Origin of the sequence: Xenorhabdus sp. KJ12.1 (assembly GCF_963876495.1) — a bacterium.
In the GTDB taxonomy this organism is placed as follows: Bacteria; Pseudomonadota; Gammaproteobacteria; order Enterobacterales; family Enterobacteriaceae; genus Xenorhabdus; species Xenorhabdus stockiae.
On record NZ_CAWNQH010000074.1, the window covers coordinates 1 to 18,704 of the forward strand.

Here is an 18,704-nt window from a genome sequence, read left to right on the forward strand (position 1 = left end):
GTCACGTTAATCACGAATGTCCGGAGTAACATGAAAGCCAAGGCATTATCTCTCTGGGATAGATTGATGTTAAGGCGGCGGTTTTTGATAGAAACCGTCATCGATCAGCTCAAGAATATTTCTCAGATAGAGCATTCAAGGCATCGCAGTCAACTCGGTTTTTTATTGGAAGTTACTGCCGGCCTTATTGCTTATACATTCCAACCTAAAAAACCGAGCTTGAATCTACGGGATAATGAGATCGCTATTTTTAAGCGAAGCTGAGGTTAATTCAGTTATTAGTGGGTACCAGAAAACAAAAAAACCATATCCCCTAATTGGGTACACTTCAATAGATAACAGTAGACGATAATAGAGTGTGATTTTGAATTATCCATTGATTTTAATGGGATTAATGGACTTTAATTGACTGAGGGAGATGTTTATGTGGAGCGGGTGAAGGGAATCGAACCCTCGTCGTAGGCTTGGGAAGCCTCTGCTCTACCATTGAGCTACACCCGCATTAGCGATATGACGCAGCCAAATATATACCTCTTACCGAATATCAGCAACTGCTTATCAATTAAAGGCGGTTCAATTTTTCATTCAACTACATCAATTTATCTTATTGGATAAAAATACGCCCTACTCAGTTATATGTGCAGGGCGTATTATAGGTTTTAATCAAAAATGATTATTTATTCGGACGCATAGCCGGGAACAGGATCACGTCACGGATGGTATGGCTGTCAGTGAACAGCATCACCATACGATCGATACCGATGCCCAGACCTGCTGTTGGTGGCATGCCGTGTTCCAATGCAGTGACGTAGTCATCATCGTAGAACATCGCTTCGTCGTCACCTTCGTCTTTCTGACGAACCTGCTCAGCAAAACGTTCAGCCTGATCTTCTGCATCGTTCAGCTCGGAGAAACCGTTACCAATTTCACGTCCGCCAATGAAGAATTCAAAACGATCAGTAATGAATGGATTATCATCATTACGGCGTGCCAACGGAGAAACTTCTGCCGGATATTCAGTAATGAATGTTGGCTGGATTAAGTGGCTTTCTGCGGTCTCTTCAAAAATTTCGCACTGAATACGACCCAATCCCCAGCTTTTATCAACTTCAATACCAATAGATTCAGCGATAACCACTGCTTTATCCATATCATCCAGATCTGCCATGTTGGTTTCCGGGCGATATTTGCAGATTGCTTCTTTCATGGTCATTTTGACGAAAGGTTTGCCAAAATCGAACTCTTGTTCGCCGTATTTGACCAAAGTCGTTCCCAGTACATCCTGAGTCAAGGTACGGAACAGTTCTTCAGTCAGAACAATCAGATCCTGATAATCCGCATAAGCCATGTAGAGTTCCATCATGGTGAACTCTGGGTTATGACGCGGAGAAATACCTTCGTTACGGAAGTTGCGGTTGATTTCAAACACGCGTTCAAAACCACCAACCACCAGACGTTTCAGATAAAGCTCTGGTGCAATACGCAGATACATGTCGATATCCAGCGCATTGTGGTGAGTAGTGAATGGACGTGCACTCGCCCCACCCGGGATAGCCTGCATCATTGGCGTTTCGACTTCCATGAAGTCTTTACTGACCATGAAATTACGCAGTGCAGCCATAACGCGGGAACGGATCTGGAATGTCTTGCGCGATTCATCATTGGAGATCAGATCCAGATAACGCTGACGATAACGCGTTTCCTGATCCGCTAGGCCGTGGAATTTATCCGGCAATGGACGCAGTGCTTTAGTCAGCAGACGCAACTCACTACAGTGGATAGAAAGCTCACCCGTTTTGGTTTTAAACAACTTACCGCGTGCGCCTAAAATGTCACCCAAATCCCATTTTTTGAACTGCTCGTTATAGATGCCTTCCGGCAGATCATCACGAGAAACGTAGATCTGAATACGACCGCCCATATCCTGCAAGGTCGCAAAAGAGGCCTTGCCCATGATACGGCGGGTCATCATACGACCAGCAACAGTGACTTCAACATTCAGTGCTTCCAGCTCTTCCTGCGTCTTATCATCGTATTTTGCATGCAGATCTTCAGAAATATTTTCACGACGAAAATCATTCGGGAATGCGATACCGTTACTACGCAGTGTAACCAGTTTCTCACGGCGTGTTTTCAGTTCGTTATTTAAGTCAGGAGCCTGCTCAGCCCCCTGCTGTTGTTGCGACATTTTAGTTCCTCATAGGCCAGCTTTTAAGCTTGCTTCAATGAATTTGTCCAAATCACCATCCAGCACCGATTGCGTATTACGGGTTTCAACACCTGTACGCAGGTCTTTAATGCGGGAATCATCTAAAACGTAAGAGCGGATTTGGCTACCCCAGCCGATATCCGATTTGTTCTCTTCCATTACCTGTTTATCAGCATTTTTCTTTTGCATTTCCAGCTCATACAGTTTGGCTTTCAACTGTTTCATCGCCTGATCTTTGTTTTTATGCTGAGAACGATCATTCTGACACTGAGTGACAATGCCTGTCGGTTCGTGGGTAATGCGCACCGCAGATTCGGTTTTATTGACATGCTGACCACCAGCACCAGAAGCACGATATACATCAATACGCAAATCAGCAGGATTGATTTCAATATCAATGTCATCATCAACTTCAGGGTAAATAAAGGCAGAGCTGAATGATGTATGGCGACGACCGCCGGAATCAAACGGGCTTTTACGTACCAAGCGATGTACACCTGTTTCAGTACGCAGCCAGCCGTAAGCATACTCACCGATGATTTTGATGGTAGCGGATTTCAAACCGGCTACATCACCATCAGATTCTTCGATAATTTCAGTCTTGAAACCCTTGGAATCGGCCCAGCGCAGATACATACGCATCAGCATGCTAGCCCAGTCCTGTGCTTCTGTACCACCAGAGCCAGCCTGTAGATCCAGATAACAGTTCGCGTTGTCATACTCGCCTGAGAACATACGGCGGAATTCAAGCTGACCCAGTTTTTCTTCCAGTTGTTCCAATTCAGCTATTGCTTCATTGAAAGTCTCTTCATCATCAGCTTCAACGGCCAGCTCCAGCAAGCCGCTCACATCTTCCAGTCCCTGTTCAAGCTGATCAATCGTTTCAACGATGCCTTCCAATGATGAACGTTCTTTGCCTAACGCCTGTGCCCGCTCCGGCTCATTCCAGACATCAGGCTGCTCTAATTCAGCATTAACTTCTTCTAAACGTTCTTTCTTGGCATCATAGTCAAAGATACCCCCTCAGAACTGCTGTCCGCTCAGACAGGTTCTGAATCTGGTTTTTTACCGGATTAATTTCAAACATATTTCGTGTCTTATACGTTGTGGTTTATAAAAACGATGGTTTTTATAGAAAGATGACCATAGAGATTGTCGAACCGTGCATTGTAACGGATCTGACACAGGGTTTATAGCATTTCAATTGATTTGCCACATAATCAAACCTGATTATGTGGCAATGGATTCAGGTTTTGTCTTATCATTTCGGCGATGTAATCCGAGCAATCACTCTGGCTTATTTAACAGGGCCAGATGTGCTGGATCAAAAGCTGAACATCACGATTACCACGAAACTCATTAATATCCAGTTTATAAGCCAATTCGACCGTTTTGACGCTATTATCAGGCCAGTACTTGGTGTCAATGTTAAAAGCAATACCATCCAGCATTGGCCCTCCGTTTAATGGCTCAATCATGACTTTCAGATGCTTTTCACCCACAATCCGCTGTTGCAACAGCCTGAATTTTCCGTCAAATACCGGCTCAGAAAATGCCTGCCCCCAAGGGCCACCATCCCGAAGAACCTCTGCGATCTCCAGTGATAGTTCTCCCAGCGTCAGCTCACCATCGCTCCAGACAACGCCTTCTAGCTGTGCTATATCCAGCCACTCAGCGACCAAGGCAGAGAAATGGCGCTGAAACAATTCAAATTTATCCTGCTCTAACGATAATCCGGCAGCCATTGCATGACCACCAAATTTCAGCATTAATCCGGGATATAAAGTATCAAGGCGCTCAAGAGCATCGCGCATATGCAGCCCGTTGATGGAACGGCCTGAACCTTTCAGTGTGCCATCACCCGCCGGAGCAAAAGCAATCACTGGCCGATGAAAGCGTTCTTTGATGCGAGATGCCAGAATGCCGACGACTCCCTGATGCCACTCTGGATGATAAATAGCCAGCCCATAAGGCAATTCGGTATGAGTGCGCTCAATCTGGTCACAAATTTGCAAGGCTTCCTGCTGCATTCCTTGCTCGATTTCGCGCCGTGTCTGGTTCAGGCCATCCAGTTCACAGGCAATCTGCCGGGCCTGAGCCATATCGTCAGTTAATAACAGCGTGACCCCAACGGACATATCATCCAGCCGTCCTGCGGCATTTAACCGTGGCCCAAGGGAAAATCCCAAATCACTGGCTGATAATTTTGCTGCTTCCCGTTTAGAAATTTCCAGCAATGCCCGGATACCGGCACAACAGCGCCCGGCACGGATCCGATTCAATCCCTGATACACCAAAATGCGATTATTGGTATCAAGCGGAACCACATCAGCTACTGTTCCCAGAGCAACCAGATCAAGCAGTTCCGCCAGATTGGGCAAAGGAATACCCTGTTGCTCAAACCACGATATTTTACGTAATTCGGCCCTGAGAGCTGACATCAGATAAAAAGCGACACCGATACCTGCCAGCGCTTTTGAAGGGAAGGAGCAATCCGTCAGATTCGGGTTAACAATGGCATCTGCGGTTGGCAACGTTTCTCCCGGCAAATGGTGATCTGTAACGATCACTTTAAGCCCGTGCTGATGGGCAACCATGACACCATCATGGGAAGAGATCCCATTATCCACGGTGATGATCAGATCTGCGCCTCTTTTCACAACATCGTTTACAACCTGCACACTCAAGCCATAGCCATCTTCAAAGCGATTAGGCACAAAGTAATCCAGATCCCGATACCCCATTGCACGTAACGCCCGAATGCTTAATGCGGTACTGGTCGCGCCGTCAGCATCAAAATCACCAACAATAACAATGCGCCAACGTTGCTGTAATGCTTCAACAAGCAGAGAAACAGCCCTGTCTATACCACTGAGGGACTGATAATTGAGTAATCCTTTAGCACCGCGTTCTAACTCATCAGCCTGACGTATGCCTCGTGTGACATAAAGACGGCGTAATAGTGGATGGATACTATCAGGAAGGAGACTATCATCCGCCGCTGGACGGCGGCGGAGCTGTGTTTTTCTATTCACTGGATTAATTCATCACTGGATTTTAATGATTACTGAGTTTAATTCACCGCGTATTATTTGCTTACAGCAAGATACTCTGGTGATTATTCACCATGCTGTGCCAATGCCTTAGCTAAATCTTTTGGCGGTAAAAAACCACTAATCAGAGTACCGTCTTTGAGTACAATTGCCGGTGTTCCATTGATGCCAAACTGTAAACCCAGCTCGTAATGCTTGGCGATATCCTTTTTACAGCTCTCAATAGGTGAAATTTTATCCCCTTTGAAAGCAGCATCCAGTGCTTTGTTAGCTTTCGCACTGCACCAGATTGATTGCATATCTTTAGCTGACTGGTGTTCCAGACCGTGACGCGGGAATGCCAGATAACGGACCGTAATTCCTTCGTCGTTATATTCCTTCATGTTTTCATGCAGCTTACGGCAGTAACCACAAGTGATATCTGTAAACACCGTGACGACATATTTTTCTTTCGGTGCTTTATAAATAATCATCTGACCTTTCAGGGCTTCCAGTTTTTCCACCAGTGATTTATTGACAATTTGCTTTGGAATTTTGCTGCTGATGTCGTAAAGCGGGCCCTGAAACATATAATGGCCATCGTTGGATAGATAAATCGTTCCATGCTGAGTTAAAACACTACTTACACCAGCAATCCCTGATGGGCTAATACTTTCTGCTTTGAGGCCCATATTTGATAATGACTGATTAATCATACTATTATCAGCAAATGCATTACCGGTAAAAGCAGTAAGTATTAAGGAAAGACAAAACGCAATCTTTTTCATTTTTTGTTCCTTTTTCATCCTGCCTCGCAATTTCTCCATAAATAACGTCCGTTGAACCGCTATTTATAAATGAGTTATCCGCGAGGATGATGTTGTTGGTGCAGCACTTTGAGACGCTCAGTTGCCACATGAGTATAAATTTGCGTTGTGGAGAGATCACTGTGACCCAGTAACATCTGCACAACCCGTAAGTCAGCGCCATGATTAATTAAATGTGTTGCAAAAGCATGACGTAAAACGTGGGGAGATAAACGTTCCGAATCAATGCCAGCCAATACTGCATAATGCTTGATCCGGTGCCAGAAGGTCTGGCGCGTCATCTGTGTCCCACGTTTACTGGGAAAAAATACATCGGATACTATGCCATTCAGCAGCCACGGACGTCCATATTCAAGATATTGTTCCAGCCAGTACAGTGCTTCTTCCCCCAAAGGAACTAACCTTTCTTTGTTCCCTTTCCCCACTATTCTGACAACTCCCTGACGCAAACTCACATCTGATAATGTCAGCCCGACTAATTCGGATACCCGTAAACCACAAGCATAAAGCACTTCAAGCATTGCCTTATCCCGTAACTCTATCGGTTGGTCACTCGAAGGCGTATTCAACAAATTTTCAACCTGTTTTTCGCTTAAATCTTTCGGTAAGCGCTTAGGTAATTTAGGGGCAGATAAAAGTACAGTAGGATCATCCGCCCGAATTGTTTCACGATAAAGATACTGAAATAATCTGCGCATTGCACTTAACAAACGCGCTGAACTACTGGCTTTATAACCGCCATCTACCCGCTCAGCCAAAAATGATTGTAATTCAATAGACTGAACAGAAAGTAAATCATAGCCCCCATGAACTAACCAGTTATTCAGGCACTGTAAATCCAGCCGATAAGAAGCAAGTGTATTCTCTGCCAGATCCTTTTCCAGCCAGATCGCATCCAAAAATTGCTCTATCAGAGGATCAGGTAACGGGCTTTGTTCCGGTACATCATTTTTTGATAAGTCATGTTTTTTTGGCACAAGCCCTCCTTTGTATCCGTGCTTTCCGGTCAGCTATTATGCCTGAAAAAGCAATTCTTCTGTTACAATGCCTCTTCTGATATTAAAAATTCACTGATAATTAATGATGAAAATTGGTCTATTTTACGGTTCTACCACTTGCTACACTGAAATGGTAGCAGAAAAAATACGCGATATTCTTGGTGAAGATCTGATTGATCTGCATAACGTCAAAGATTGTGACCCTCAATTGATGGAAGAGTATTCCGTCTTAATTCTCGGTATGCCTACATGGGATTTCGGTGAAATACAGGAAGACTGGCTGGCTATTTGGGATCAACTTCCATCACTGGATTTATCAGGCAAAATTGTTGCTATGTATGGTATGGGTGATCAAATTGATTACAGTGAATGGTTTCTGGATGCGCTGGGAATGCTGTATCACCATCTGCTGCCTACTGGCGCACAGTTTATTGGTTTCTGGCCAACTGAAGGCTATGAATTCACCAGCCCAAAACCACTGACTGATGATGGCAAACAGTTTGTCGGCCTTGCTCTGGATGATGTGAACCAGTTTGAAGAAACCGATGAACGTCTGAGTCAGTGGTGTATGCAGATATTAGCAGAGATGGAAGCGCTATTTTAATATACGAAGTCCACCGGACATAAGATTAGTTATTCTTTATTGGTTATGTATCGGGATATTGACGCATCAGCTGGTTGAGATAGCGCCACATTTGCGGTGGCATACTGTCTGATGCCACCCATAGACGAATTGCGGGCTTATGATGAAAGCCTTTCGGTTGCTCAAGCGCGCGCAGTGAAAGCATCATTCCATAACGGCTAAACCACGGCGGCTGAGTCATTTCCCACCTTGCATTTTGCCAATGTACTTTATTGCCCTTCAACAGTATCAATTGCCCCTGACACTGTTGAATATTTTTCTGGCTTCGTACCCAACTCACCATAATCATGGCAAGGATTGGGATAATAAACACTGAGAACCCGAAATAAGGGTTTTTAGCAGGCCACTGTGCGAATAAAGCAGCCAGCACAATCATTCCATGTACACAGGAAGAGAACCATCGCGTCTGGCGGGATAACCTCAGTTTACTGTTCCACAGGGCCACGAGCCTGATTTCTGCTTTGGATCAATTGCACCATACCGAAAAGCGCTTCATCTTCCGGACGACCATGATTCATCAGCCAGTTGAACAGATCAGGATCCGGACATTCCAGCAAACGAACAAAAATATGCTTTTCATCGTCACTTAAAGAATCATATTCATATTCAAAAAATGGCATGATAGAAATATCCAGCTCACGCATTCCACGACGACATGCCCAGTGAATACGCGCTTTATTGTTAATATCCATGTTTAAAAAGCCTCTTGATTATTTTCATTCGTGCCATTGGTGCGGTAAAGCTTTTACTCGATTGCTGCAAAGAACCTCTACCACAAGAAATTACTGTTGCCTCTGTAAAAACAACGGTTGTAAGAATAGAGTGAAAGGTTAACAAGTTTACCGCTATTACAAAAATGATCACGATTGCAAAATTTCACATTCAGGCATAATTATCAGCGATTCCATACTGTTTTTCACTATTTACAGCCCTGGATTCTGTTTTATATCTACAATATGCGAGAAGCTTCGCAACAGGTTAACAATAAACATTCAACAGAAAAATAACCGGAATAACCCCTTTGCATTGGGCTTCATCTCTTTTACCATTAACGTTATTTCTCAGATAGCTTATGGCAGGAGCTGTTATGGCTTACCAAATTCCGTTTTCTGCACAATCCCCATCACCTTCCGCAACGCTCCCACTCACGTTAATTTCCCTTGATGATTGGGCAATAGTGACCGCAATCGGAGCTGATGCCGAAAAATATCTGCAAGGTCAGGTAACTGCGGATATTCATTCTCTGGATGCAAATCAGCATGTGTTATGCGCACACTGTGATGCCAAAGGTAAGATGTGGAGTAATCTGCGGCTGTTTCATCGCGGAGAAGGTTTTGCCTATATCGGACGTCGTTCCATATTGGATACTCAACTGGCTGAATTGAAGAAATATGCTGTATTTTCTAAAGTCACCTTCGCCAAAGATGAAGAAAGTATCTTACTTGGTATCGCAGGTTCAGGAAGCAGGGAAACACTGGCGGCATTTTTTCCAGTACTGCCTGATACAGAAACAGCCGTTATCCAGCATGAAACCACAACCCTTCTCCACTTCTCTCTTCCAACAGAACGCTTTCTTCTCATAACAGATAGTGCAACCGCAACTCAATTAACCGAAACGTTAGTAGAGAAATTTCAGGCACAGATGAACAATAGCCCACAATGGCTGGCGCTGGAAATTGAAGCGGGGTTCCCTGTTATTGATGAAACTAACAGTGCGCAATTTATTCCGCAGGCCACCAATCTTCAGGCTCTTGAAGGCAGTATCAATTTCCAGAAAGGGTGTTATACCGGTCAGGAAATGGTAGCCCGGGCTAAATATCGCGGAGCTAATAAGCGAGCCATGTACTGGCTGGCTGGTAACGCTTCTTGCCTGCCTCTGGCTGGTGATGATTTGGAGTGGCAGTTAGGTGATACATGGCGCAGGACCGGTACAGTTCTCGCTTCAGCCAGATTGGTCGATGATTCAGTCTGGATACAAGTCGTCATGAATAATGATATGGAGGCAGGTAGCGTATTCCGCGTCCGTGAGGATGAACACTCCTCCCTTTCTATACAGGCATTACCCTATTCATTGGAAGAAAAATAATAATTGAGGTCTTTTATGTCAAAAACTGTAACCGCTGTTGATTTTGGGCCATTTACCGATGTCATTTCCTTTATCATGGAACTGGACAAGTTAAAAAATGTATACCGCAAAACAAAGATCCTGAATAATGAACGTCATGAAAACTCTGCGGAGCATAGCTGGCACTTTGCACTGGCAGTTATCAGTTTTGCTCCCTATGCCGGCAATGTAAATATCAGCCGTGTCATTCAGATGGCACTGATCCACGATATTGTCGAAATCGATGCAGGGGATGTTATCGCGTTTGACCTGGCGGCCCGTGAAGCCATTCACGAGCAAGAAGTACAGGCTGCTAAACGTATTTTCGGTTTACTGCCTGAATCGCAAAGAGAGCATTTTCTGGCACTCTGGCACGAATACGAAGACGGAGAAACACCGGAAGCATGCTTTGCTAAAATGCTCGACAGAGTTATGCCGGTGTTGATGAACCTGCATAACAACGGTCAAAGCTGGGTGGAAAACGGTATTCGTTTTGAGCAAGCCTTTAATTTACTCAGTTTCATTTCTGAGAGTTATCCTGAATTCTGGAAATATTTACTGCCACAGTTAGAAGCAGCAAGAGAGAAAGGCTGGTTAAAAGAGTAATTGTTTATAATAACAAATAATTAAATGCTTCAATTGCACCGTAATATGCGGTGCAATTTTATAAGCGATGCTTTTTATCTGTATGAATTCATCATTAGATATTGTTCAGTCAGCTTATCGAGAAAAACAAATAATTTATTATTCATTTCACTATAATCATGGGTGCATAATACTTCTGGTGTCTGAACAAATTTATATTCATTCGCTTTACTCAGTTCTTTTTCTGAGTTTTGGATAAGTAGCTCAACCACCTCTGTGGTCAGCTCCATATGGCACTGGAAAGCATAAACCAGATGTTGATATTCAATAATCTGTCTGGGGCAACCTTCACTAAAAGCGATAACTTTTGCATCTGGTGTTAAACCCGGCATATCACCATGCCAATGCCCTACTTCAAGCATTTCACCAAAATGGCTAAATTTGTTATTTTTCAAACCCTCTTCAGTGAGCATAATTGGATACTTACCAATTTCTTTTTCAGGGCTATTTTCAAAACCTGCGCCCAGTGCTGCGCCGATTAATTGCGCACCAAGACAAACACCAATAACAGCTTTATTTGATGAAATGGCTTTTAAAATAAGCTGTTTCTCTGATGCCGTATCAAAATGTGGACACTCAGCGAGTGTAGTTGCCGGGCTTTGTGGTCCACCCATCACTATCAGAAAATCAATATCATCCAGTGAATCCGGTAACTTTTCCCCAAGATAAACCCGTGAAAATGTGGTTTGGTATCCCCTCGCCTTAGCCCAGTCTTCATATGCTCCCGGTGCTTCAAAATACTCATGTACAACAAAATGAATTCGCATTACGTTATTGCCTTAGAAAAAGAGTGAAACTATTTCTTGTAAATCTAAAATCAGGTAAATCTAAAAAAGCAGTATGAGACTCCTCTCAATACTGCTTTTATCTTTTTAACTTAATAAAGTTATATCGATATTAACGATAATCTTCGATGGGGGCGCAGGAACAATACAGATTGCGATCACCATAAACATCGTCCAGACGTTTTACTGTCGGCCAGTATTTATTTTCTTTTGTCTCTATGGTTGGGAAAACGGCAACTTCACGGCTATACGCGTGCTCCCAGTCAGAAACCAGCTCAGCCTGAACGTGCGGTGCATTCACCAGCGGGTTATCTTCCAGTGGCCAATCACCTTTTGCTACTTTGTTGATTTCTTCACGAATTGCCAGCATGGCATTAATGAAGCGATCAATTTCCATTTTGCTTTCAGATTCAGTTGGCTCAACCATCAGAGTTCCCGCAACAGGGAATGACATAGTTGGTGCATGGAAACCATAGTCAATCAAGCGCTTGGCGATGTCCATTTCACTGATACCGAACTCTTCTTTCAATGGGCGAATATCCAGAATACATTCGTGAGCAACATAACCATCACGACCGGTATAGAGGATGTCATAAGCCCCTTTCAGACGAGCAGCAATATAATTTGCATTCAGGATCGCAACCTGACTGGCCTGTTTCAGACCTTTTGCACCCATCATACGAATGTACATCCAGCTAATCGGCAGAATAGACGCACTACCAAATGGCGCTGCGGATACTGCTCCCTGCGAGGTTAATGAATCCATTTCCACCACTGAGTGCCCCGGAAGGAACGGTGCAAGATGTTTTTTCACACCAATTGGCCCCATGCCCGGCCCGCCACCACCGTGTGGAATGCAGAAGGTTTTATGCAGGTTAAGGTGTGAGACATCAGCACCGATAAAGCCCGGCGTAGTGATCCCTACCTGAGCGTTCATATTTGCGCCATCAAGGTAAACCTGCCCGCCATTTTGGTGAATGATGTCACAAACTTGGCGAATTGTTTCTTCGTATACACCGTGGGTTGATGGGTATGTCACCATGATACAAGCTAGTTCATCACGATGTTTTTCGGCTTTTTCCCGCAGGTCAGTCAGATCGATATTGCCATCTTTATCACAATCGACCACAACCACGGTCATGCCAGCCATGTGTGCGGATGCCGGGTTTGTACCATGTGCAGAGCTTGGGATCAGGCAGATATGACGGTGTTGCTCGCCACGGCTGGCATAGTAATGGCGAATAGCCAGTAGACCGGCATATTCTCCCTGAGCACCTGAGTTTGGCTGCATAGATACGGCATCATAACCCGTCAGCAATACCAGCCAGTTGGAGAGCTGGTTAATTAATTGCTGATAGCCCTGTGCCTGTTCTGGAGGGCAGAAAGGGTGCAGATCCGTAAATTCAGGCCATGTGATTGGCATAATTTCGGCGGCTGCGTTCAATTTCATTGTGCATGAACCCAACGGGATCATTGCTTGGTTCAATGCCAGATCTTTACGTTCCAGACTGTGCAGATAGCGCATCATATCTGTTTCACTGTGATAACGGCGGAAGTTATCATGGATCAGAATTTCATCATTACGCAACATTGAAACCGGAACAGACTGGCTGCCTTCTGAAATTTCAAGATCAATTGCATCAACATCTAATACCGTTTCAGTGCCAGTTAAAACCTGAAACAAGGTTATCAAATCTTCACGACTGGTTTTTTCACTTAATGACACACCAATTGCACCAAGAATATCTGTACGCAAATTGATGTGTGCTTTTTCAGCACGTGTCAATACTGGTGTCTTATCGGTGACTTCTACCGTCAATGTATCGAACCACGTATTGTGGCGCAGGGTTAAACCCGCTTTTTGCAGAGCTGATGCTAAAATATCAGTCAGTCGGTGAATACGCTCTGCTATTCTTTTCAGACCTTCGGCACCATGATAAACCGCATACATACCAGCAATATTTGCCAGTAATACCTGCGATGTACAAATATTGGAGTTCGCCTTTTCACGACGAATATGTTGCTCACGTGTCTGCATCGCCATACGTAATGCCCGGTTTCCGGCAGCATCACGGGAAACGCCAATAATTCGGCCAGGCATTGAACGTTTGTATTCATCACGGCAGGCAAAGAACGCGGCATATGGGCCACCGTAACCCATCGGAACACCAAAACGCTGCGCTGATCCAAAGACAATATCAGCACCCTGCTTACCCGGTGCTGTCAGCATGACCAATGCCATGATATCAGCAGCAACGCTGACAATAATTTTTTGCTGTTTCAGTTTTGTAATGAGATCACTGTAATCATGGACTTCACCGGTAGTACCTACCTGTTGCAGCAGAACACCAAAGATGCCTTCCAGTTCCAGGACTTTTTCTGCTTTATCAACAATGACATCAAATCCAAATGTCGCCGCTCGTGTACGAACCACATCCAGTGTCTGCGGGTGAATATCATCAGCAACAAAGAAACGCTCAGCATTTTTCAGTTTGCTGACACGTTTTGCCATTGCCATTGATTCCGCCGCCGCAGTAGCTTCATCCAATAGTGATGCTGAAGCGAGATCTAATCCGGTTAGATCGATGGTGACTTGCTGAAAATTCAGCAAGGCTTCCAGTCTCCCCTGAGAAACTTCCGGCTGGTATGGTGTATATGCAGTATACCAACCCGGGTTTTCCAGCAGGTTACGCAAGATGACTGGTGGGAGAATTGAAGGAGCATATCCCATACCAATATAAGACTGGTAACGCTTGTTCTGACCTGCAATTGCCTTCAGTTCAGCCAGTGCCTGTTGTTCTGTCGCACCATCTCCTACTGCTGGTGGTTCTGCCAGTGCGATATCACGGGGAACAATTTTATTAGTGAGATCGTCAAGGGAGTTTGCATCTACCATTGCCAACATTTCTTTTTGCTGTCCGGCAGAAGAACCAATGTGGCGACGAATGAATTCACCTTGATTTTCAAGTTGGATTAGAGTCTGGGTCATTGATAATAATTTCCTGAAACTAGCTAAAAACGGCACATATGAAAAACGCCCCGCTCACGGTATAGTTCCAGTGGTGCGGGGCGATAAATGCTTACTCTTCTTCTTCCAGTAATGCCCGATAACCGTCTGCATCAAGCAGGTCGGACAATTTACTTTCATCAGCCACCTTGATGCGGAACAACCAGCCATCATAATAAGGCTCGCTGTTTACTAATTCTGGCGAACCTTCCAGAGCCGGGTTAACAGCAATGACTTCACCACTCAGTGGTGCGTAAATATCAGAAGCAGCTTTAACTGATTCAACCACAGCACAATCATCACCAACATTTACCTGCGTTCCGATTTCAGGTAAGTCAATGAACACCATATCGCCCAACAACTGCTGGGCATGTTCGGTAATACCCACGGTGTATTCGCCATTTCCTTCAGAACGAACCCACTCGTGTGACTCGGTATATTTTAATTCAACGGGTACATGACTCATCGGTTCCATCTCCTTATTTTTTTATTAATTAAAATGTTGCGACCAAAATTATCCTACAAGCGATTTACCCATCCGTACAAAGCCCGGTTTCACAACCTGAACTGGCATCTCACGATTACGGATCTGGACAACCGCCTGCTTTCCAACCCCTCGCGGTATCCGTGCAAGGGCAATACTGAATCCTAATGTAGGGGAGAATGTTCCACTGGTAATAGCACCAAAATGTGTTGCACCCGTTTCATCTGTAAAACCAACCGTTAACCCACTGCGCAATACACCTTTCTCACGCATGATTAATCCGACTAGTTGTTCTGTTCCGATTTCACGTTGTTTTAACAGGGCTTCGCGGCCAATAAACTGGCGATATTCCGGCTCCCATGCGATTGTCCATCCCATGTTAGCTGCCAATGGAGAGATGGATTCATCCATTTCCTGACCATAAAGGTTCATTCCGGCTTCAAGACGCAGTGTATCCCGCGCGCCCAATCCTGCCGGTTTGACGCCTTCTTTCAGTAATTGTTGCCAAAAATCAGCAGCCTGTTCCTGAGGCATGGCTATTTCATATCCGGCCTCACCGGTATAACCGGTAGTTGCAATAAATAAATCACCGGTCTGCACACCAAAAAATGGCTTCATACCTGTAATGGCTTGTTTTTGTTCATCACTGAACAAAGATTGAACTTTAGATTGTGCGTTCGGGCCCTGCACCGCAATGAGCGCCAAATCATCACGCACGGTGATCTCAACAGGATATTTTTCAGCATGCTGTTTTATCCATGCTAAGTCTTTCTCGCGTGTTGCTGAGTTAACAACCATGCGATAAAAATCGTTTGTGAAAAAATAGACAATCAGGTCATCAATAACGCCGCCGGAAGCATTCAGCATACCGGTATAGAGTGCCTTGCCTTTTTCAGTCAGTTTGGCAACATCATTTGCCAGAAGATAGCGGAGAAAATCACGGCATCCAGTACCGTGTAAGTCCACGATGGTCATATGGGAAACATCGAACATACCAGCGTCAGTACGCACCGAGTGATGCTCGTCGATTTGTGAGCCGTAGTGAAGGGGCATCATCCAGCCATGAAAATCGACCATGCGCGCTCCGCATGCCAGATGCTGCTCATACAATGGGGTGTGTTTTGACATTATTTCCCTCTTTCCATTCTTGACATGAAGATGTTCTTGATCTGAGTAAATACGGCGTATTAACCGACAAATATTGGATCATGAAGCAGAGAAACGGTTAACAGCGCAAACGATACCTTGGACTAGAAGTTATCACTGAAAAGGGAAATGAACCATAGGATAAATTATTAACACTGTAGTGATAGCTTCAAAAATGCTTCACTATCATGCAGGATTTTTTTCTAATTTATTGTGGAAGGACGCTAAAAACTGGCAGTAAAATACAAAATATATACTTTTTTTATTAGAAACAGACTAAAGCGCAAAGCAATTTGACTGAATACACTTTAGCCTGATATAAAAAAAACTAATCCCAAATCGAAGTCGGCATTAGAATTTTTCAACTGAATGGGGCTGAGTCATCAACCAATCCGGTAGATCATGAAGGCCCATTGCATGACGGAGTAACTGTGGTTTTACTCCGGGTAAACGGTCAGCCATAGCCAGCCCTACATCACGAACCAGCTTTTTGACAGGGTTATTTCCATCAAAAAGTTGGCGAAAACCCTGCATACCAGCCAACATAACAGCCGCACTGTGTTTACGACGACGCTCATAACGGCCAAGATAGAGATATTGCCCGATATCTTTGCCCTCCTGATTCAGTCGGTTAAGTTCACCAATCAGCTCTGCTACATCCATAAACCCCAAATTGACTCCCTGACCGGCTAACGGATGGATCGTATGTGCTGCATCCCCTAATAAAGCTAACCGATGGGCCGCAAAATTACGCGCATAACGCCCCATCAAAGGAATGGTTTGCCGCTCACTAACCAGCTCGCATTGCCCCAGACGCATATCAAAGGTAGCACTCAACTGTCGGTTGAATAACTCAGTATCCATTGCCTTGCGCTGTTTTGCTGCTTCAGCGGGTAGCGACCAGACAATAGAGCATAAATGTGGATCAGACAGTGGCAGAAAAGCAAGAATGCCATCCCCGTGGAAGACCTGACGGGCAACGCCTTGATGGGGTTCCGCTGTATGAATGGTAGCGACCAGTGCATGATGTTCATAATCCCAGAACGTCAGTGGAATATCCGCATGCTGACGCAACCATGAGTGAGCACCATCTGCACCAACCACCAACCGTGAAGTCAGCATGCTTTCATCAGACAGAGTAATAAAGGCTTCATTTTCTCCCCATGCAACATTTTTCAGCGAAACAAGAGAGTACACTGTGATGTCAGATAAACTTTCAGCCTGTTCCCACAACGCTTGCCTGATCACTCGGTTTTCGATGATATGCCCAAGGTGACTCAGACCATTTTCTGCTGCACTGAACTGAATACGCCCAAAACTATCCAGATCCCAGACTTCCATTCCCTGATAAGGGCTGGCGCGCATTGCCAGTATCCTCTGCCAGACGCCAAGATGAGTTAATAATCTTTCACTGGCAGCATTGATGGCAGAAACACGCAGCGTATGCTCATCATTGGTATGAAATTTACCGGTTGGCGGGTGTTCTTCAACAATCGCGATACGCAAGCCGCTACCCTGTAAACCACAGGCCAGCGCAAGGCCAACCATTCCGCCTCCTGCGATCACCACATCAAATGACTGCATGTTTTTATTTCCTCTTAATCTGACTTACTCTGCCGTTGAATGATGGTTGACCCACCCGAGTGTCTGGCGAGCCAGTGTTCCTTTCGTCAATGGCAACATTTCCATCGCCATCAGTCCGAGATTTCTCCCGGCCTTCAACGGAAAATAATCATTGGCAAACAACCTGACCAATCCATCAGTAATACCAATTGTTACTTCTCGATCAACATCCCGTTGCTGCCGATAACGAGCCAGAACGTTATAAGAACCAATATCTAGCCCTTCAATCGCAGCTTCAGAAATCACCTGAGCCAGCGCCATAACATCACGCATACCTAGGTTAAAACCTTGCCCTGCAATCGGATGCAGCGTTTGCGATGAGTTACCTACCAGTGCCAGACGATGACTAATCTGCTGCCCGGCAGTGGATAAAGCCAACGGATAACTGTGTCGCTGGCCTGTTGCCAACATTTTACCCAGTCGCCAGCCAAACGCTTTCTGTAATTGTTGAAGAAATTCGCTATCTTCCCACTGACTGATTTCCGATAGTTTTTCCGATGGATGGCACCAAACCAGTGAACTGCGCCCTTCAGACATTGGCAGCAATGCTAACGGGCCATGCTTGGTAAACCGCTCAAACGCCCGTCCCTGAGGATTTTCAGATGTCAGAACATTGGCAATAATGGCCGCCTGACCATAATCTTGTCGTTGCCACGGAATATGACAGGCACTGGCCACAGCGGACTGGCTTCCGTCTGCGGCTACCAGCAGTTTTCCCGTCAGTTTTTCACCGTTATCCAAAGTAATGGAGACAGAAGAGTCGAAACGCTCAACAGAACTCACTTTCGCCGGACAGTAAAGCCGGATATTCGGTGCCTGTTTTAATAAACCAAATAAACGACTTCCGGCATTGTGCAATTCAATCACATTGCCCAATGCCGGAATGTTATAGTCATCGGCTCGGATATTCACAAAACCGCTATGGCCGCGATCACTGACATGAACGTGAGTAATTGGCGTCACACAATCTTTCAGGGCAGACCAGATGCCTATCTGGTTTAAACGCTGACATGTGCCATAAGCTAAGGCAATTGCCCTTGCATCAAAACCCGGATGTTCCTGTGCCGGCTCTGCTGCTTCAATTAAAGAAACCTGCAACTGCCCCCGACTTAAAGCAGAAATGGCAAGCGCCAGTGTTGCACCGGCCATTCCTCCTCCTACGATAATCACGCTCATTATCACTTCCTGATTACTTTCCCCT

Annotated in this window: 17 protein-coding genes and 1 tRNA gene; 4 read left to right on the forward strand and 14 right to left on the reverse strand. The window is 45.0% G+C overall.

The annotated features are described in order from the left end of the window. On the forward strand, window positions 1-264 hold a 264-nt coding region (locus tag AACS92_RS12890), incomplete at its 5' end, for a transposase (RefSeq protein ID WP_241538003.1). 163 nt (window positions 265-427) lie between these two features. Here the strand turns inward: AACS92_RS12890 and AACS92_RS12895 are convergent. The 6 genes from AACS92_RS12895 to xerD all read right to left on the reverse strand — a co-directional run bounded on the left by AACS92_RS12895 (window position 428) and on the right by xerD (window position 6,982). After that, a tRNA-Gly gene (locus tag AACS92_RS12895) sits at window positions 428-501 on the reverse strand. Between the two features lie 172 nt (window positions 502-673). Beyond that, on the reverse strand, window positions 674-2,188 hold the full coding sequence (gene lysS, locus AACS92_RS12900) for a lysine--tRNA ligase (RefSeq protein WP_099111374.1): 1,515 nt from the start codon (window positions 2,186-2,188) through the stop codon (window positions 674-676). Between the two features lie 9 nt (window positions 2,189-2,197). Next, window positions 2,198-3,296 (reverse strand): peptide chain release factor 2 gene (gene prfB, locus AACS92_RS12905; RefSeq protein ID WP_099111375.1). Its coding sequence is split into 2 segments (ribosomal slippage): window positions 2,198-3,220 and window positions 3,222-3,296, totalling 1,098 coding nucleotides; the frame shifts between segments, so codons are not numbered across the junction. Between the two features lie 214 nt (window positions 3,297-3,510). Then, window positions 3,511-5,244, reverse strand: a complete 1,734-nt coding sequence (recJ, locus tag AACS92_RS12910; RefSeq protein WP_099111376.1) for a single-stranded-DNA-specific exonuclease RecJ — start codon at window positions 5,242-5,244, stop codon at window positions 3,511-3,513. Between the two features lie 83 nt (window positions 5,245-5,327). After that, window positions 5,328-6,029 carry a bifunctional protein-disulfide isomerase/oxidoreductase DsbC gene (gene dsbC / locus AACS92_RS12915; RefSeq protein ID WP_099111377.1) on the reverse strand — a complete coding sequence of 234 codons (702 nt, stop codon included), beginning with the start codon at window positions 6,027-6,029 and terminating at the stop codon, window positions 5,328-5,330. A gap of 74 nt (window positions 6,030-6,103) precedes the next feature. Further along, the gene (xerD, locus tag AACS92_RS12920) at window positions 6,104-6,982 is read right to left on the reverse strand and encodes a site-specific tyrosine recombinase XerD (RefSeq protein ID WP_099111412.1); all 879 of its coding nucleotides are present in this window, start codon (window positions 6,980-6,982) and stop codon (window positions 6,104-6,106) included. Window positions 6,983-7,151: 169 nt separating this feature from the next. Here xerD and fldB point away from each other — a divergent pair, with 169 nt between their 5' ends. After that, complete coding sequence (gene fldB / locus AACS92_RS12925; protein WP_099111413.1) at window positions 7,152-7,670, forward strand: flavodoxin FldB; 519 nt, start codon at window positions 7,152-7,154, stop codon at window positions 7,668-7,670. Window positions 7,671-7,713: 43 nt separating this feature from the next. Here fldB and AACS92_RS12930 read toward each other — a convergent pair whose 3' ends face one another. Further along, window positions 7,714-8,154 carry a protein YgfX gene (locus tag AACS92_RS12930; RefSeq protein WP_241538004.1) on the reverse strand — a complete coding sequence of 147 codons (441 nt, stop codon included), beginning with the start codon at window positions 8,152-8,154 and terminating at the stop codon, window positions 7,714-7,716. Then, a complete protein-coding gene (gene sdhE / locus AACS92_RS12935) occupies window positions 8,135-8,401 on the reverse strand; it encodes an FAD assembly factor SdhE (protein WP_099111378.1) in 267 nt (88 codons plus the stop codon). Before sdhE ends, AACS92_RS12930 begins: the two co-directional genes overlap by 20 nt. A gap of 395 nt (window positions 8,402-8,796) precedes the next feature. Between sdhE and ygfZ the strand changes: the two genes are divergently transcribed. Together ygfZ and AACS92_RS12945 are read left to right on the forward strand one after the other, a co-directional pair. Continuing rightward, window positions 8,797-9,795, forward strand: coding sequence for a tRNA-modifying protein YgfZ (gene ygfZ / locus AACS92_RS12940; RefSeq protein ID WP_099111379.1), 999 nt, complete (start codon window positions 8,797-8,799; stop codon window positions 9,793-9,795). 15 nt (window positions 9,796-9,810) lie between these two features. Continuing rightward, a complete protein-coding gene (locus AACS92_RS12945) occupies window positions 9,811-10,419 on the forward strand; it encodes an HD domain-containing protein (RefSeq protein ID WP_099111380.1) in 609 nt (202 codons plus the stop codon). A 74-nt stretch (window positions 10,420-10,493) separates the two neighbouring features. Here AACS92_RS12945 and AACS92_RS12950 read toward each other — a convergent pair whose 3' ends face one another. From AACS92_RS12950 to ubiH, 6 genes are all read right to left on the reverse strand, one after another. Then, entirely contained in the window at window positions 10,494-11,225 is a 732-nt protein-coding gene (locus tag AACS92_RS12950; RefSeq protein WP_099111381.1) for a type 1 glutamine amidotransferase, read from the reverse strand. Window positions 11,226-11,355: 130 nt separating this feature from the next. Further along, window positions 11,356-14,232 carry an aminomethyl-transferring glycine dehydrogenase gene (gcvP, locus tag AACS92_RS12955; RefSeq protein WP_099111382.1) on the reverse strand — a complete coding sequence of 959 codons (2,877 nt, stop codon included), beginning with the start codon at window positions 14,230-14,232 and terminating at the stop codon, window positions 11,356-11,358. A 91-nt stretch (window positions 14,233-14,323) separates the two neighbouring features. After that, window positions 14,324-14,716, reverse strand: coding sequence for a glycine cleavage system protein GcvH (gene gcvH / locus AACS92_RS12960; protein ID WP_099111383.1), 393 nt, complete (start codon window positions 14,714-14,716; stop codon window positions 14,324-14,326). A 48-nt stretch (window positions 14,717-14,764) separates the two neighbouring features. Continuing rightward, window positions 14,765-15,862, reverse strand: a complete 1,098-nt coding sequence (gene gcvT, locus AACS92_RS12965) for a glycine cleavage system aminomethyltransferase GcvT (RefSeq protein ID WP_099111384.1) — start codon at window positions 15,860-15,862, stop codon at window positions 14,765-14,767. 369 nt (window positions 15,863-16,231) lie between these two features. After that, window positions 16,232-17,464 carry an FAD-dependent 2-octaprenylphenol hydroxylase gene (gene ubiI, locus AACS92_RS12970; protein WP_099111385.1) on the reverse strand — a complete coding sequence of 411 codons (1,233 nt, stop codon included), beginning with the start codon at window positions 17,462-17,464 and terminating at the stop codon, window positions 16,232-16,234. 24 nt (window positions 17,465-17,488) lie between these two features. Beyond that, window positions 17,489-18,679: a 2-octaprenyl-6-methoxyphenyl hydroxylase gene (gene ubiH, locus AACS92_RS12975; RefSeq protein ID WP_099111386.1), complete on the reverse strand. Its 1,191-nt coding sequence runs from the start codon at window positions 18,677-18,679 to the stop codon at window positions 17,489-17,491. Window positions 18,680-18,704: the final 25 nt, after the last annotated feature.